Source organism: Pontivivens marinum, from assembly GCF_900231835.1.
GTDB lineage: Bacteria > Pseudomonadota > Alphaproteobacteria > Rhodobacterales > Rhodobacteraceae > Pontivivens > Pontivivens marinum.
Genome location: NZ_OCTN01000007.1, coordinates 79282 through 94201, shown reverse-complemented (window position 1 = coordinate 94201; position 14920 = coordinate 79282). Strand labels below are relative to the sequence as shown.

The window sequence follows — 14920 nt, the reverse complement described above, 5'->3', positions numbered from 1 at the left end:
GGCCTTGGCATAGCGGGAGCCTCTGAAAGAACTAGCACCTACCCCAAAGTATTAGCGTCCTAACCTCGCGGGGTTCAGCGGGCACTTTCTGCACCGTACAAAGAGCGGGAAACGCTCGGAAATGGCTAGGTGCTGCTCGTGCAGGTTGAGCGGCAATCATGCGATTCTGTCGCATGTATCAAAGTAGATGCCGCAGCGAAGCCTCCCTGCGGTACTTGTCCATGCGTCAACCTGCGTGTAGCGAAGGGGCGAAATCACGGAGGCACGCAATGTCCAACATACCCAGACCTGCGCTTGTCATCTCGATGATCGGGCTGATCCCGTTTATTGTCGGCGCGTTGGCGATACTGGCACCTGATACGCTGCCACAAATCGGATGGTTCGATGGGGGCGTGAGCGCTGGGCGTGCGCTATTGTCGCTCTACGGCACCATGATACTGTGCTTTCTGGCCGGTTCCCTATGGGGTTTTGCATCACGCCATGGCCGAAAACCGGGTTGGATTGAACTGGGTCTGGCTATCGCGCCAGTGTTGGCTTTGCTGTTTGCGATGTCTAACGATCCGTCACGTTCGTGTGCCGTCCTCGTATACGCCTTTGCAGGGCTGCTTCTGATCGAATGCTGGTATGCGCGACGCGCCATTGTGGTTTGGTGGTGGTTGAGCCTACGCATCCCTCTGACTATCGTGGTTTCCCTTTGCCTAATGATCGGAGCATTTGCATGAGCCTGACCGGAGGATGCCAGTGCGGCGCCATTCGCTACGAAATCACAGGTGAGCCGCTGGGCTATGCCCGCTGCCACTGTACCGACTGCCAACGTCAAAGCGGGTCCGCCTTTGGCCTGTCGCTATACGTCGCACCTGATGAGGTTACATGGCAGGGCGACATGGCGGAATGGCACGACATTGCCACCAGCGGTCGTAAGGTTATTCGTAGCTTCTGCCCAAACTGCGGCACACGGCTGATGCATCGCGCCGCGCAGGGCACCGACTATATCTCGATCAAGGCAGGCACGCTGGATGCCGGTCATGATCTGGTGCCAAGTGCAGAACTGTGGACGGACTCCGCCCAACCATGGGTTTCATTGCTAGCAGACGTGCCGACCTATACGGGGCAACCCGAAACTCATGATGAGCTACGGCGTGCATGGGCCGATTGGCGGCGCGGGCGTACCTTGGCCTTTTATGACGATAACGCCGCCAGCTATGCCGATTATTCGCAACGTGACGAACCACATCCCCGCCTGACAGCATGGCTGGATGGCCTGCCAGATGGTGCCCGCGTGCTGGATCTGGGCTGTGGCATCGGCTGGGCAACGGCGCAGATGCTGCGGCGTGGCTTTGCAGCGCGGGCCATGGATGGATCACGCGGATTGGCGGATGAGGCTAAATCGCGCCACGGCGTTGATGTTGAGGTCATAAATTTTGGTGAGTTGGCCGAGAAGGCAAGCTTTGACGCGGTATGGGCGTTTTTCAGCCTGCTGCACGCCTCACGCGACAGAATGCCCGACCATCTGCGCCGGATTTATGACGCGATGACCCCCGGTGGAAAACTGTATCTGGGCCTAAAGCAGGGCGAAGGTGCCGTCCGCGATCAGCAGGGCCGTCTATACACCTATTACACCGAGGCCGAAATCCGGCGGCGTCTGGAACATGGCGGCTTTACTGTCACATCCGTTGAACAGGGTGAGGGCACCAATTTCGACGGCACCCCCACCGCAAACCTATACGTGGAGGCCACCCGTGGCTGAGTTTTTTGCCTATACTGACGGCGCATGTTCCGGCAATCCCGGCCCCGGCGGCTGGGGCGTTTTGCTGCAAGCCAAAGACGGCGCAGAAATCGTCAAGGAACGTGAACTGTCCGGCGGCGACCCGCAAACCACCAATAACCGCATGGAATTGATGGCCGCGATCAGCGCACTGGAAACCCTAGGACGGCCCGCAGCGGTTACTGTCGTCACCGACTCCTCCTATGTCAAAGATGGTTTGACCAAGTGGATTCACGGCTGGAAACGCAATGGCTGGAAAACCGCCGCGAAAAAACCCGTGAAAAACGAGGAGCTGTGGAAGCGTCTGGACGAGGCGCAGCAGCGGCATCAGGTTTCGTGGGAATGGGTAAAGGGCCATGCCGGCCACCCCGAAAACGAGCGCGCAGATGAGCTGGCCCGTGCGGGTATGGAGCCGTTTAAAAAGAAATGATCGCTGCCACGCACTCAACAGAATGGATCACCTCATGCTGGTAAGCGTGCTGGACCTGCTATCGGTCTTTATCTTCGCGCTGACCGGCGCGTTGACGGCCAGCCGTGCGCAGTTGGATCTGGTCGGTTTTGTCTTTATCGCCTGCCTGACAGCGATGGGCGGTGGTACGGCCCGCGACGTTTTGCTGAACCGTGATGCTGTGTTCTGGATTGCGGACCCGCGCTACGTGGCCGTTGCGACAGCGGCTGCAATCCTCGTCTTTTTCACGGCGCACCGGTTGGAAAGCCGTATCAAGACGCTGATCTGGCTGGACGCGCTGGCCGTGTCCGTGGCTGTGCCCGTGGGCGTGGCCGTGGCGCGCGGCATGGGCTTTGACTGGCCCGTCCTGCTCATCATGGGCATGGTTACCGCCTGCATGGGCGGGTTGGCGCGGGATGTGGTCTGTAACGAGGTGCCACTGGTACTAAAAGCACGCGATCTATACGCGACCGCCGCTTTGGCCGGTGCGGCGCTGAACGTCGTGGTCTATATGGCGACCAGCAGCCCCCTCTTCGCGGCTCTGGCCTGCGCGATCGTAACGTTCACAATCCGCGCAGGATCACTGGCATTGGGCTGGCGCGCACCGGTTTACCGCAGTACGCCCCCACGCCAGTAACGCTATTTGCGCCGTTTCCGAGAGCGTGACGCCGCCTCGGTCGGGATCAGGATCAATGCGCCCGCAGCCGAAATAATCGCGTTCAGCCCGTTACTGCCAAAGCTGATGCCGAACATGATGCGGATCATAAAGAACAGCATAACCCCGCCAATCGCGATGATGATGGAGGGGATATATCCGTTATGCGTAAAGCCCATCCGCTCCGCCGCGTAACCGACGATACCGCCGAGCATCAATGATCCGAAAAAAGCGAAAAACAACGATCAATCTCCTAATGTGTTGCCTGCATATATGGGATGGCCGCGCAGGAATTCACCTGCATCTTGCACTCCACGCCCCTCTCGCTGCAAGCGGATCAGTTTCACCGCCCCTGTGCCGCATGCAATAGTCAGCTCATCATCCAGCGCCGTTCCCGCTGGACCGGTGCCATCGGCCAGCGCGGATAGATGTAATTTCAGCCGCTTTCCACCGTGCATCGTCCATGCGCCGGGGAACGGGGCCAGCCCGCGAATTTGGCGATCTACATGCTCCGCCGGTTGCGACCAATCGATCTTCGCCTCAGCCTTGTCGATTTTGGCGGCATAGGTCACGCCCTCAGCCGGCTGCGGCACAGCCGTCAGGTTTGGCAGGGCTTCCAACGAATCAACCATCAGGCGCGAGCCGATCTCGGCCAAGCGGTCATGCAACGTCGCGGCGGTATCATGTGCGGTCAGCGCAGTCGCCTCTCGCAGCAGAACATCACCGGTATCCAGGCCCGCATCCATCTGCATGATGCAAACACCACTCTCCGCGTCACCCGCCATGATCGCCCGTTGGATCGGGGCCGCACCGCGCCAACGCGGCAACAGCGAAGCGTGGATGTTAAAGCACCCCAATCGCGGCGCATCCAGAACCGCCTGTGGCAGGATCAGGCCATAGGCAACAACCACAGCGGCATCGGCGTTTAGCGCGGCCAGATAGGCCTGCTCCGGCGCGCCGCGCAGGCTGCGTGGATGGCGGACATCTAGGCCCAGATCTGCGGCACGGGCGTGAACAGCCGTCGGGCGATCCTTTTTTCCGCGCCCCGCTGGCCGTGGCGGCTGGGTATAGACAGACACAATCTCGTGACCCGCCGCGATCAGCGCATCCAGCACTGTTACTGAAAAATCGGGCGTTCCCATAAAGATCAGCCGCATATCGCACCTCACGCACTATCCAAAATCATCGTGTCACGTATCACCGGCAGGACCGTAGCGCGCGACATTCACGCCCCATGTACTACGTTACTGGCAGAAGCCACAATGACAGGACATATCATGGACAGACGCAGCTTTCTCGCCACTACTGCGGCACTCAGCGCTACTACCTTTTTGCCCTATGCCGTGATGGCAGATGGCCATGCGGAGCCGTTCACGTTTGACAGCGCCGGTGGGCCGATTGTGATCAAACCAATCGATCATGCGTCCTTTATCATGCAGGTTCCCGGATTGGTCGTCCATGTTGATCCGGTGGGCGAGCCATCGCTCTATGCCGATGCGCCGACACCTGATGTGATCCTGATCACGCATCACCACGGCGATCACTTCAACATGGAGACACTGCGTGGGCTGGCCGGTGATGAGACGACCTTCATCGTGAACCCGACCGTTTATGACGCGCTGGAGGAATTCCAGTCCCGCGCGACCGTCATGGCGAATGGCGATACAGGCATGATCGGCGATTACCCGATTGAGGCCATCCCCGCCTATAACCTGACCGAGGAACGCCTAGGCTATCACCCGCAGGGGCGTGATAACGGCTATATCCTCAGCATCCACGACAAGACGGTCTATATCGCAGGCGATACCGAGGACATCCCTGAAATGCGCGCCCTAACAGGCATCGACATTGCATTCCTGCCAATGAATCTGCCCTACACGATGGATATCAATGCAGCGGCCAGTGCCGTGGCGGAGTTCCAGCCGACCTATGTGTTCCCGTACCACTACGGCGAGAGCGACATTGACGCCTTCACTCAGCTCGTCGGCGATAACTCCGAGGTTCTGCGCGGCGCGTGGTACGACTAAGCACCGAAAGCGGCGGGGGATTTAACCCCGCCGTTTGTTTTTCTGATGCTTGGCCAGCAGCATTTTCCGCTTTACCGGTCCCAGCCGATCGACAAAGACCTTACCGTCCAGATGGTCGATCTGATGCTGCACCGATGTTGCCCAGAGCGAGACAAAATCCCGCTCAACCTCATCCCCGTTTTCATCCATGAACGCGACAGTCACCGCCCGTGGGCGCGAGATCGTGGCCGACAGCCCCGGCAGGTTGGGCGAGGCTTCCTCATGCTCACGCATTTGCCCTGACTGATGCAGAATGCGCGGATTTGCCATGCGAACCGGCTGATCCATTCCGGGGGAACAATCAACAACAGCCAGCGCCATCATCTGACCGATCTGCGGCGCTGCCAGGCCAACACCCGGCATGGCGTACATACTGTCCAGCATGTCGTCCCAGATCGCGCGAACCTCATCCGTGATCGCGTCAACCTTGACCGCGGGGGTGCGCAGGCGTTTGTCGGGCCATTGCAGGAACGGACGACGCGCCATCAGGAGGCCAAGCTTCGTTTGAGCTTTTTCATCTTGTTCGTAATCATCGAGCGTTTCACCGTGCTGAGGTAATCGATGAACAGCTTGCCATCCAGGTGGTCCAATTCATGCTGCGCGCATGTTGCCTGCAAGCCGCCAAAATCCGCCTGCTGGATTTCGCCGTTCAGGTCCAGCCAGCGCATGCTGACCTCCAACGGGCGCGTCACCTCGGCATAGATGTCGGGGATGGACAGGCAGCCCTCCTCGTACACGCCCAGTTCCTCGGATTCGGCTGTGATCTCGGGGTTCAGCATGACGATGGGCGCTGGTGCCTCGTCCTTATCCGCGCAATCCATCACGAAGATGCGGCTCATCACGCCGATTTGCGGCGCAGCAAGGCCAATGCCCGGCGCATCATACATTGTGGCCAACATATCGTCAGCCAGTTTGCGCAGCGCATCCGAAGAATCGGCCACGGATGGCACGACCTTTTTCAGGCGAGGGTCGGGGTGGATTAGGATAGGTCTGATCATAGGCGTTCACTTAGGCCAAGCTGCGCAAAGGTGCAATTGCGGGTACAATACCAGACTTGCCCTCATGGTTCGCGGGTCTAATCTGACGAAAACGACAAGGAGTCTCAATATGTCCGCGAATTTTGACGAAATCATCGACCGGCGCAACAGCCACTCCGCCAAGTGGGACGCGATGGAGGCTTTGTACGGCGTATCGCCCGATACAGGCATTTCGATGTGGGTCGCGGATATGGACTTCAAACCGCCACAGGCCGTGAATGACGCGCTAGCAGCTGCGGTGCAGCACGGCGTGTATGGCTATTTCGCGAATGACAAACCCTACAAGGATGCAATCATCGGCTGGATGAAACGTCGCCACGACTGGGATGTTGATCCGGCATGGCTGTCCACAACGCATGGTCTGGTCGCCGGTGTTGGTCTGTGCCTGCAAGCATTCACGCAGCCCGGTGATGGCATCATGCTGTTCACGCCCGTTTATCACGCCTTTGCCAAGATGGTGAACGCCAATGACCGTAAGGTTGTTGAGTGTGAGATGGGGATCGAGGATGGGCGCTATTCCATCGACCTAGACCTCGCCGCGTCCCTTATTGACGGCGTGAAGATGGTCATACTGTGCTCGCCCCACAATCCGGGCGGCACCGTCTGGACCGAGGCTGAGCTGCGCGCCATCGCTGCCTTCTGTGTTGAACATGACCTGATCCTGATCAGCGACGAGATTCACCACGACTTGGTGTTTTCCGGCCAAACGCACCATGTTCTGGCGAAACTGATGCCCGAACTGTCCGACCGTCTGATCACGCTGACCGCAGCGTCCAAGACATTCAACCTTGCCGGCGGCATGACAGGCAACGTCATCATCGCGGATGCTGACATGCGCGCGAAATTTGCCAAGACCCATCTGGCCGCAGGCGCATCGCCCAACCGTTTCGGCATGTTGATGACGACCGCCGCCTATTCCCATGGCGATGAATGGCTGGACGAGCTGATTGCCTATCTGGACGAAAACCGCCGTATTCTGGAGGAAGGCCTAAGCGCGATCCCCGGTGTGCAGGCAATGACGCTGGGCTCCACCTATCTGTGCTGGGTTGATTTTTCCGGCACCGGAATGGAGCCAGCCGAGATTCAGCGCCGTGTACAGACCGAGGCACAGGTCGCCCCGAACCACGGCGTGACCTTTGGCAAGGGCGGCGAAACCTATCTGCGCTTCAACGTCGCAACGCGCCGCGCCCTGATTGTTGAGGCGGTAGAGCGGGTGCAAAAGGCCTTTGCCGACTTGCAGTGATCCGGCCCACATAGCCCTTAAAATAAGAGCAATCGGCTGAACGAAGGCCATTCCGAGTTGTAGAATACGGACGGTAGATTACTGCCGTCCGTTTTCTACTTCCCACTACCGAGCGTTCAACGAGATCGCCTGATCCTGTCAACCCACTTGAGAGCTGATACCCTCTTACCGACTTTGGCAGACTAGTCTTCCTATATAGGGTGGAAACTTGAAGCCACCTCTACTTAAATGCCAATCTGCTGCGTGACGGGGCCGCATCAGTCGAGGGAACGGATGTCACAAACCACAAAAGAGCCAACAGCTACCGAGATTTGCGACATGTTTTTGAAGGCCGCTGGGGTCATCGCTCTGGCCATCGTATCTGCTGGTTATATCGGAAAATACTTAAGTTGTGTGCCTAACAGTACGCTTTGGTCTGCATGGGGACCGGTGACGTTTGTCGCTGCGTGCTATCTGTTTGCAGGGAGGGTGGTCGTTTGGAACATCTTTGGTCCGTCGATTGCCACCATCCCAGCCATGACGATACGTGTGCTTGTGCGGACGATTGCATGCGTCGCCTTGGCATGCGCTATGACAAATGCGTTAGCTGTATTTTCTCCGGCATTCAATCGAGATGCCGGTACTTGTCCAAACTACATAGCCTACGATTTCTTCTAGGAAGCCAAAGTTTGATCGGTGCAGCCGCAAGAATAACTGACTACGGGAGATTGCAGCTCCCCGTATTTCGTCCTTAACCTCTAGCACGTCGAGTAAGGGTAGGACCTAAAAAGGCATACTTAGCTCCCACGTGATAGGCTCATAGAGATCGTGCTATAGTACGGGACGGCTTCAGAAACGGGCGGCAGCCCTCCCAGCTTACAGTGGATATTAGTATTTAAACCTCATCTGCAAAATGCTTTAGCACCATACGGATAGGATTGGGCGCCGCCTGTCCCAGACCGCAAATGCTGGAATCCACCATCAGCGTGGAAAGCTCCTCCAGCAACGCGCCGTCCCACGTTTCCGCCTGCATCAGCTTCACAGCTTTTTCACAGCCCACACGGCAGGGCGTGCATTGGCCGCAGCTTTCATCCTCGAAAAAACGTAGCATGTTCAGCGCAGCATCACGGGCGCGATCCTGATGTCCCAGCACGACCACAGCTGCCGATCCGATAAAGGTTCCGTGCGGCTGCAAGGTGTCGAAATCCAGCGGAGTATCCGCCATGCTGGCAGGCAGCAGCCCCGATGACGGGCCGCCGGGTTGATAGGCGTAGAATTCATGCCCCTCAGCCATGCCGCCGGCCAGCTCGATCAGCTCGGCTATGGTATGCCCCGCATCGACGATATAAACGCCCGGATTGGCAACGCGACCGGACAGGGAATAGGCGCGCATCCCCTTGCGCCCGTTAATGCCATAATCAGCGAAGACCCCTGCCCCCTCGCGGCAGATGCGCGCGATCCAGTGCAAGGTTTCGACATTGTGCACCAATGTAGGCCGGTCAAAGATACCGACCTGCGCCACATATGGCGGGCGGTGACGCGGCAGACCACGCTTGCCCTCGATGCTTTCGATCATCGCGGATTCTTCGCCGCAGATATAGGCACCGGCACCGCGGCGCAGGTCGATATAACCGGCCTCGACAATGCCTGCGTCCTCCAGCGCGGCGATCTCCTCGGCCAGGATATGCAGCACGGCAGGATATTCATCACGCATGTAAATGTAGCAGGTTGTCGCCTCAACAGCCCACGCGGCGATCAGCATCCCCTCAAGGAATGTATGCGGCGTCCGTTCCAACACATAGCGGTCCTTAAAGGTTCCCGGCTCCCCCTCATCCCCATTCACGGCGAGGTAGCGCGGTCCATCAGCCGCACGGACAAAGCTCCACTTTTTACCGGACGGGAAACCCGCACCACCCATCCCGCGCAGGCCAGATTCCAGCACCTCATCCTGCACCTGATCCGGCGTTTTGGACCCGCCGCGCAAAGCTGTCAGAACATCGTACCCCCCGGCCGCGCGATAGGTCGCGAAGGTTTCGTAATCGGGAATGGTCGCATGGGTTTCGCGGGCAGCGATCGCCGCCTCAACCTTTGCCACGGTGGCGTGGTCAATATGGGCGTGGCCCAGTTCCAGCACCGGCGCGGTATCGCAGCGGCCCATGCAGGGGGCGCGCAGAACCCGAACCTCATCGGGATTCATGCCGTCATCCAAGGCGCTCAATAGTTGCTGCGCACCGGCCAGCTCACATGACAGGGAATCGCATACACGAATTGTCAGCGCGGGGGGCGACACCTCATCCTCCTTTACCACGTCGAAATGGGCGTAGAAGGTTGCAACCTCGTAAACCTCGGCCTGCGACAGGCGCATTTCCTCGGCCAAGGCACGCAAATGTGCGGCGGACAGGTGGCCGTATTGATCCTGTATCAAATGCAGAAACTCGATCAGCAGATCGGACCGGCGTGGCGCATCCCCCAGCAGGGCGCGGATATCGGCCAATGCGCCATCCTCGTACTGGCGGCCCTTGGGCGTCGCGCGCCCTTTGCCTCGCCCAGATTTCCACACACCCTTACGTTCGTCGAGCGGAGCCATTGCCCACCTCCCCTGCATTGCATGACAGACAGTAGGACGGCATATTCATTCATGACAGTGCAAAAGCGGCGCTCGACGGGGGACAAGACGACATGCAGGTTTCGGATCAGCGACTATGCACCACAATCGGTGGCACGATACTGGCCATCGCATTGGCCAGCGCTACACCAATCGCAGCACAGGACAGCAAATTGCCCGCAGTGATGCGCGATATCCCTGTCGCGGAATGGATTCAGCGTGCCATAGGCCGCACCGTTTATTACTCGATAGACGGCACACCATTTGGCCGCGAATATTACGCACCGGATGGCCGCAGCGTTGTGTTCCAGCATGCCAGTGGCACCTGTCTGGAGGGCGAGTGGACGTACCGCGAGGATATAACCGCCTATTGCTATATCTGGCCCAATTCCGTGTCATGTTTTCGCCATGTCGAAACCGATGACGGGGTGCAGATTCTAAACGTTGAGGCAGATGGCTCCCCCACGTTGCAATCCGTACAGAGCGTGGAACAAATCGTCACTATACCGCTGAGCTGTGGTCCCGCCGTGACCAGCTAACCGACTATTCTGGAGTATCCCATGCGTCCGCTATTTCTAAGCTTGTGCCTGGTTGTCCTGCCCGCTGCGGCGCAGGACAACCCAACAGAACCACGCGATATTCCCCGTTTAGAATGGTTGGAGCGGGCATTGGGCAACTCTGTCCACTACACCGTGAATGGTGAATATATCGGGCGCGAATTCTATCTGCCAGACGGGCAATCCGTGCGGTACGAGGACGCGGCAGGCAACTGTCAGGATGGGCGTTGGACCTATAAGGATCAGACCTATTGCTTTGCTTGGCCCAACTCGCTGGTTTGTGCGCGCCATATTGATCTGGGTGACGGCTTGCTCAGCTTCCCCTCGGTTGAGAGTGACGGCACCCCGATCCCCGACGAAACGCAAGAGGGCACGCTGGTCGGCGGCGGGTTCTCCTGCAGCCCCGGAGTAATATCCTAATGACCCAGCCCCCCGGTGTTCAGCGTGATCCCGTACTTCAGGCCCAGTTAGATGCAGCGCTGATTGCCCGCGGGCCTGATTATCAGCCGCGCACCCACCTGATGGACGGCAGCGCCCCGCGCTATACCAACCGCTTGATCGAGGAAGCCTCGCCCTATCTGGTGCAGCATGCCCATAATCCGGTGGACTGGCGGCCATGGGGACCCGAGGCATTGGCCGAGGCGCAGGCGCTAGACCTGCCCATCTTCCTATCCGTTGGCTATGCCACCTGCCATTGGTGCCATGTGATGGAGGAGCAAAGCTTTGACGATGAGGAGGTCGCAGCTCTGCTCAATTCAGGCTTCATTCCGGTCAAGCTGGACCGTGAACAGCGCCCCGATGTGGATCAGGTCTATATCCTCGCCACGATGCTGCAACACCGACACGCCGGTTGGCCGAACTCGCTATGGCTGATGCCAGACGGGCGGCCCTTCCACACTGGCACATACTTCCCCAAGCCACAGTTCATGCAGGTTCTGGGCGCGATCAAACTGGGCTGGGCCGGTGAGCAGCGCGAACAGTTTGATAGCGTGGCCACCCAACTGTCCGACGCAATGGCGCGCATTCCCGCGCAAACCGCGCCGACAACTGCGCTGACCCAAGCCCCCGCCGCAGCGCTAACCGATCTGTCTCAAATGTATAACGCGGCTGAGGGCGGATTTTCCCACGGCACCCAATTCCCGCAGGAGGGACACCTGCTGTTCCTGCTGGATCACTGGCACCGCATCGGTGATGCCGCTGCGCGAGATATGGCTCTCGGCTCACTGCAAGGGATGATTGCCGGCGGTATCCACGATCATGTGGGTGGCGGCTTTCACCGCTATACCGTCGATGTGAATTGGCGCACCCCGCATTTTGAGAAGATGCTGTATAATCAGGCGCTGATGACCCGTGCCTTGGTTCAGGGCTGGCACATCACGAATGATCCGATGATGGCGCGCGCGGTGGCCCGCTGCATCGAATATGTGCTGCGCGACATGACCGCCCCTGATGGTGCGTTCTATTCGGCGGAGGATGCGGATAGCCTCGACCATACCGGCGCGCTGGAGGAAGGGGCCTTTTACGTTTGGTCTCCGTCCGAAATCGCAGATGAGTGGGTGATTGCCACCTTGGGCCTGCGCGAGAAACCTACGCTGGAGGCAGGTCCGGTTGCCCATCTGCGACCCAATACCTCTGTGGATATCACTCGCCTCGATCCCGCACTGGACGATATGCGTATCCGCCGCGATGCGCGCATCCGCCCCCTACGGGATGAGAAGGTCATTGGCGGCTGGAACGGCCTGATGATCCGCGCGATGGCGCAGGCGGGGCAGGCTATGGCACGGCCCGATTGGATTGATGCGGCGAACCGTGCCTTTGATGCCTGCATTACGCGGTTAGGACCGCTGCATCAGCTTGCACGTCTCGATATGGACGGGCGGCGACGTGAGGATGCAAACTTGTCCGATTACGCATGGCTGGGGCTGGCTGCCCTGTCCCTGAACCGCGTGGTGCAGGCGGGTGAAATCGCTGAGATCATGCTGGAACGCTTCGCATCCGGTGATCGGCTCGCGCTCAGCCCCGATGGGCCGCTTGGCCCTGTTTTGGAAACGGAGGACGGCGCAACGCCATCGGGTGAGGGGTCCGCGCTGGAACTGCTGGCCCTGCTATCGCAGGCAATGCCTGACCCGAAACGGGATGCCCGCGCCGCCGCCCTGCGCGACGCCGTTTCTGGGCGAATAGCGGAAATGCCGCTGGCCCGCCTCGACACCCTGCGCGCAGCTTCAATGCTGGATCAGGGCGCGACGGAGCGCTACCGGCGCATTGGCGAAATCACGCTGCATCTGCGCAACGATCGGACAGGCTATATGCTGGAGCTAACCATTCCCGATGGGTGGACCCTAGCCGCCGATGGGCAGGATGGGCTTGTCCCTCTGAGCCTTACCGGTGCCGAGACCGCATGGCCCGACCCGGTCACATTGGATGGAAAGCTGGCATGGACGGGCACCCTGTCCATGCCGCTAACACAGATGCAGGACAGCATATCAGTCACCTTCCAACCCTGTTCCGGTTCGGAATGCCTATTGCCCGTAACAGCGCAGTTTCGCCTACAATGATCCGGTTCGTTATCGCCCTATTGCTGGCCACGCCTGCCGCCGCGCAGGATGTAGTCCCGCCCGAGGATGTGCTGGACATGGTTGAGGGGCGCACCCTGCAATATGCCGCCGGCGGGCAGGATGTTGGACGGGAACAATTCCTATCCCGCTCGCAGGTTGTGCTGCGTGACGCATTTGGCCAATGCCTGCACGGTCAAGTCACGGTTCGCGGCAGCGCATTGTGCTTTGTATATGAGGGCGATCCACAGCAATTTTGCTGGTCCACGTTCAGCTTTCCAGATGGCAGCCTGAAGATGCGGATCACCTCACTGGGCAACGCAACCGTACTGGATCTGGCCGGAATAGACGACAAACCAGTGACATGCGATCCGGTCGGATCGGTTTAGAACAGACTGCCCTGCCCGCTATCCTTGGATGATGGTCGTGGTGCCTTGGTTGCGGCTCGCGGTTTTGATGCCGCCTGCCCCTCAACCCGCGCGGTTGTAGTTTTGTGATCGGCAAAGGTGATAGACAGCGTATCACCAGCGGAAAGCGCATTGGGATTCTTAATCAGCTCATCCCCCCTGTGCACCACTGCGAAACCACGGTTGAGCACCTCATGATAGCTCAAGGTCTCCAATGTGCGCCCCAGCGAGGTCAGCGCCCGCGCACGATCCGGCAAAATACGCGCGCCCGCACGGTGTAGGCGTTGTGCCTGTTGCGTGGTCAGGCTGCGCCGCTCCTCGGCCATGCGGATCAGGCCCGCGGGCCGTAGCTGCGCGCGCTTCACTCGATCCTGCCGGTCGCTCAATCCCTTTAGAATGGCGCGACCCAGTGACATATTCCGCAGCTTTGCACGGGGTTCAGCCAAGTGCGCCACCAACCGTGCCGGATCAAATGCAACTTGCGTCAATGCCAGTCGCTTTCGATCAGCCATGCGGCCCAATGCTGTTGGCAACCTGTCCCCCGCCCGATCCAGTCGCTGTCGCGGGTCCGATACAAGAGTTTGCGCCCGTGGTAGAGCCCGCGCCGCCGCACGGACACGATCCCCACGGTCGCGCAGAATACGTGCCATACCTGCGATCCGACGCTCATCCAACGCGGCCAGTGCGGCGCGCAATTCGGCGCGAACCGGCACTGCAATCTCCGCCGCTGCCGTCGGCGTTGGCGCGCGACGGTCCGAGGCGAAATCGATCAGCGTCGTATCTGTTTCGTGCCCAACGGCGGAGATCAGGGGGATCTGGCTGTCCGCCGCGGCACGCACCACGATCTCCTCATTGAAGCCCCACAAATCCTCAAGCGAACCGCCACCACGGGCAACGATCAGCAGGTCGGGGCGCGGGATCGGCCCATCGGGTGCTAAATTGTTGAATCCGCGAATGGCCGCAGCGACCTCTGCCGCGCAACGTTCGCCCTGTACGGCAACGGGCCAGACCAGCACCTCACGCGGGAAACGGTCGCGCAGGCGGTGTAAAATATCGCGGATTACGGCGCCGGATGGCGATGTGACCACACCGATTACCTTTGGCAGGAACGGCAGAGCGCGTTTGCGTTCCGCATCAAACAGCCCCTCCGCCGCCAAGGCATTACGCCGCTTTTCCAGCATCGCCATCAGCGCGCCGACGCCTGCGGGGGCCAAGCTTTCAATCACCATCTGGTAACGGGACTGACCGGCAAAGGTTGTCAGTTTACCGGTGACGATAACCTCCATCCCCTCCTCAGGCTGGGTGCGCAGCTTGCTCGCCACACCCTTCCAGATGATGGATGCAAGAACGGCGCGATCATCCTTTAGGTCCAGATAAACGTGGCCCGAACGGGGGCGCGACACTCGGCCCACCTCTGCCCGCACCCGCACATGGCCAAAGCCGCCCTCAATCGCGCGCTTCACCGCACCGCTGAGTTCGGAGATCGTGACCGTTGGCGCATTGCCACCGGCACCGGGTTCATCATCGTCAAAAAGATCGCTCATGGACCTGACCTTATCGTGGTGCAGCAGGACGAAAAAGGGCGGACCCGACAGGCCCGCCCCTA

General features: G+C 59.5%; 17 protein-coding genes. 11 read left to right on the top strand and 6 right to left on the bottom strand.

Features of this window, described 5'->3' with window-relative positions; genetic code table 11:
- Positions 1 to 269 precede the first annotated feature (269 nt).
- From CR254_RS14540 to CR254_RS14525, 4 genes are read left to right on the top strand one after another with little or no spacing between them, the layout of a single operon-like run.
- Positions 270 to 722 (top strand): DUF3429 domain-containing protein, encoded by a 453-nt coding sequence (locus tag CR254_RS14540; protein ID WP_180956026.1) that lies wholly within the window; start codon positions 270 to 272, stop codon positions 720 to 722.
- Positions 719 to 1747 carry a GFA family protein gene (locus CR254_RS14535; protein WP_097931228.1) on the top strand — a complete coding sequence of 343 codons (1029 nt, stop codon included), beginning with the start codon at positions 719 to 721 and terminating at the stop codon, positions 1745 to 1747. The genes CR254_RS14540 and CR254_RS14535 overlap by 4 nt, the downstream gene beginning before the upstream one ends.
- Positions 1740 to 2195 (top strand): ribonuclease HI, encoded by a 456-nt coding sequence (gene rnhA, locus CR254_RS14530; RefSeq protein ID WP_097931226.1) that lies wholly within the window; start codon positions 1740 to 1742, stop codon positions 2193 to 2195. Before CR254_RS14535 ends, rnhA begins: the two co-directional genes overlap by 8 nt.
- A gap of 34 nt (positions 2196 to 2229) precedes the next feature.
- Complete coding sequence (locus CR254_RS14525; protein WP_245851662.1) at positions 2230 to 2850, top strand: trimeric intracellular cation channel family protein; 621 nt, start codon at positions 2230 to 2232, stop codon at positions 2848 to 2850.
- A gap of 2 nt (positions 2851 to 2852) precedes the next feature.
- On the opposite strand, the gene CR254_RS14520 is transcribed toward CR254_RS14525, so the two are convergent.
- Both CR254_RS14520 and fmt read right to left on the bottom strand, forming a co-directional pair.
- Positions 2853 to 3110, bottom strand: a complete 258-nt coding sequence (locus CR254_RS14520; protein ID WP_245851660.1) for a hypothetical protein — start codon at positions 3108 to 3110, stop codon at positions 2853 to 2855.
- A gap of 3 nt (positions 3111 to 3113) precedes the next feature.
- On the bottom strand, positions 3114 to 4025 hold the full coding sequence (gene fmt, locus CR254_RS14515; RefSeq protein ID WP_097931222.1) for a methionyl-tRNA formyltransferase: 912 nt from the start codon (positions 4023 to 4025) through the stop codon (positions 3114 to 3116).
- Positions 4026 to 4145: 120 nt separating this feature from the next.
- Between fmt and CR254_RS14510 the strand changes: the two genes are divergently transcribed.
- Positions 4146 to 4895 (top strand): MBL fold metallo-hydrolase, encoded by a 750-nt coding sequence (locus CR254_RS14510; RefSeq protein ID WP_219618025.1) that lies wholly within the window; start codon positions 4146 to 4148, stop codon positions 4893 to 4895.
- A 21-nt stretch (positions 4896 to 4916) separates the two neighbouring features.
- Here CR254_RS14510 and def (CR254_RS14505) read toward each other — a convergent pair whose 3' ends face one another.
- Positions 4917 to 5420, bottom strand: a complete 504-nt coding sequence (gene def, locus CR254_RS14505) for a peptide deformylase (RefSeq protein WP_097931218.1) — start codon at positions 5418 to 5420, stop codon at positions 4917 to 4919.
- Positions 5420 to 5932: a peptide deformylase gene (gene def, locus CR254_RS14500; RefSeq protein WP_097931216.1), complete on the bottom strand. Its 513-nt coding sequence runs from the start codon at positions 5930 to 5932 to the stop codon at positions 5420 to 5422. The genes def (CR254_RS14505) and def (CR254_RS14500) overlap by 1 nt, the downstream gene beginning before the upstream one ends.
- A gap of 109 nt (positions 5933 to 6041) precedes the next feature.
- On the opposite strand from def (CR254_RS14500), the gene CR254_RS14495 reads away from it, so the two are divergent.
- Both CR254_RS14495 and CR254_RS17940 read left to right on the top strand, forming a co-directional pair.
- A complete protein-coding gene (locus CR254_RS14495; RefSeq protein ID WP_097931215.1) occupies positions 6042 to 7214 on the top strand; it encodes a MalY/PatB family protein in 1173 nt (390 codons plus the stop codon).
- A gap of 273 nt (positions 7215 to 7487) precedes the next feature.
- Positions 7488 to 7871 (top strand): hypothetical protein, encoded by a 384-nt coding sequence (locus CR254_RS17940; RefSeq protein ID WP_145996754.1) that lies wholly within the window; start codon positions 7488 to 7490, stop codon positions 7869 to 7871.
- Positions 7872 to 8088: 217 nt separating this feature from the next.
- Here the strand turns inward: CR254_RS17940 and CR254_RS14490 are convergent, their stop codons facing one another.
- A complete protein-coding gene (locus tag CR254_RS14490) occupies positions 8089 to 9780 on the bottom strand; it encodes an NAD(P)H-dependent oxidoreductase subunit E (RefSeq protein ID WP_097931213.1) in 1692 nt (563 codons plus the stop codon).
- Positions 9781 to 9872: 92 nt separating this feature from the next.
- Here CR254_RS14490 and CR254_RS14485 point away from each other — a divergent pair, with 92 nt between their 5' ends.
- The 4 genes from CR254_RS14485 to CR254_RS14470 are packed head-to-tail and all read left to right on the top strand — an operon-like array spanning position 9873 to position 13296.
- Entirely contained in the window at positions 9873 to 10337 is a 465-nt protein-coding gene (locus CR254_RS14485; protein WP_097931211.1) for a hypothetical protein, read from the top strand.
- A 21-nt stretch (positions 10338 to 10358) separates the two neighbouring features.
- Positions 10359 to 10775, top strand: coding sequence for a hypothetical protein (locus tag CR254_RS14480; protein ID WP_097931209.1), 417 nt, complete (start codon positions 10359 to 10361; stop codon positions 10773 to 10775).
- Positions 10775 to 12910 carry a thioredoxin domain-containing protein gene (locus tag CR254_RS14475; RefSeq protein WP_097931208.1) on the top strand — a complete coding sequence of 712 codons (2136 nt, stop codon included), beginning with the start codon at positions 10775 to 10777 and terminating at the stop codon, positions 12908 to 12910. The genes CR254_RS14480 and CR254_RS14475 overlap by 1 nt, the downstream gene beginning before the upstream one ends.
- On the top strand, positions 12907 to 13296 hold the full coding sequence (locus tag CR254_RS14470) for a hypothetical protein (protein ID WP_097931206.1): 390 nt from the start codon (positions 12907 to 12909) through the stop codon (positions 13294 to 13296). The genes CR254_RS14475 and CR254_RS14470 overlap by 4 nt, the downstream gene beginning before the upstream one ends.
- Here the strand turns inward: CR254_RS14470 and xseA are convergent.
- Positions 13293 to 14858 carry an exodeoxyribonuclease VII large subunit gene (gene xseA / locus CR254_RS14465; RefSeq protein ID WP_097931204.1) on the bottom strand — a complete coding sequence of 522 codons (1566 nt, stop codon included), beginning with the start codon at positions 14856 to 14858 and terminating at the stop codon, positions 13293 to 13295. The genes CR254_RS14470 and xseA overlap by 4 nt on opposite strands.
- Positions 14859 to 14920 lie beyond the last annotated feature (62 nt).